Consider the following 1,279-nt stretch of genomic DNA (forward strand, 5'->3'; position numbering starts at 1 on the left):
GGGGTCGGGGGCCTCAACGGGGACGGCACCCCTTCGACCGTCTTCCGCCAAAACGGTCTCACCCCGACTACCCCCAGCGGCAATGGTGGGCGTGGTGGCGACGGTTACACCTTCACCAGCCCCGGCGCTCATGGCGGCAACGGCGGCGCCGGCGGCACCGGCGGTGACTACGGCAACGGCGGAGCGGGCGGTAACGGCGGCCACGGTGCCGCCGCCGGTACCACCACCAATCCCACCGGCTACAACGGCCCACCCAAAATCGCCGCCTCCGGAACCAACGCGACCATCGACACCTTCAACGGCGGCGCCGGCGCCAACGGCACCTCCTACGGGGAAACAGGCGGCACCGGCGGCGCCGGCTACGGCGGCTTTGTATCAGGCACTTTCGGCTCCTTCGGCGGCGCCGGCGGCGCCGGCGGAAACGGCGGCGACGGCGGAAACGGCGGCACCGGCGGAAACGGTGGCTTTGGCACTGTCACCGGCGGCCAAGGGGGCAACGGCGGAGCAGGCGGCATCTTGGGCGCCACCGGCGGCGACGGTGGCCGCGGCGGCTGGTCGGATCTGGTCGGCGGCAACGGCGGCAACGGCGGCGACGGCGGAACAGGCGGCGGCACCGGAGGCAACGGCGGCCTGCCCGGCCGCGGCCAAACTTCCACTGCCGGCGGCACCGGCGGCACCGGCGGGACCGGCGGCATCGGTACCACCGGCAGTCCCGGAGGCACCGGCGGCGCCGGCGGTGCCGGCGGTGCCGGCGGCCTCCATGGCAACGGCGGCAACGGCGGATTAGGCGGCAACGGCGGAACAGGCGGCACCGGAGCCACCGGAGGCACCGGAGGCACCGGCGGCGACGGCGGCGTCAACTCCATCCTCGGCCTCGGCTACGCCGGCGTTGGCGGTGATGGTGGCATTGGCGGCACCGGCGGCGTCGGGGGTGACGGGGGCAACGGCGGCGCCGCGGGCGCAGGCGGCGCCTACGGACACGCCGGCACCAACGGCGCCGGAGGAGCCGCCGGCCTCGGAGGCGACGGCGGCGACGGCGGCGCTGCCGGTCACGGCGGCATCACCTACCTCAACGACAGTCCCGGCCCCCGCGCCCCCGACGGACAAATCGGCGCAACCGGAGCCCGCGGCCAAGACGGTATCGCCGGCACCTAACTCGGCACCGGCAACACCGGGCTCGCGATCCCCTGGCCAGTCGATGCCCGCCGTGACGCGTTCCTGTGGACCGACCCGGCCCAGGCGGCTTCGTCGCACTGGAGGGCCGGCGGGGGAGGCGGTG

1 pseudogene is annotated in these 1,279 nt (G+C 75.5%); it reads left to right on the forward strand.

Annotated features, from left to right (window positions below):
* Positions 1 to 1,155: pseudogene (locus AWC08_RS19770) on the forward strand (PE family protein); the annotation flags it as partial.
* Positions 1,156 to 1,279 lie beyond the last annotated feature (124 nt).

Source organism: Mycobacterium gordonae, from assembly GCF_002101675.1.
In the GTDB taxonomy this organism is placed as follows: Bacteria; Actinomycetota; Actinomycetes; order Mycobacteriales; family Mycobacteriaceae; genus Mycobacterium; species Mycobacterium gordonae.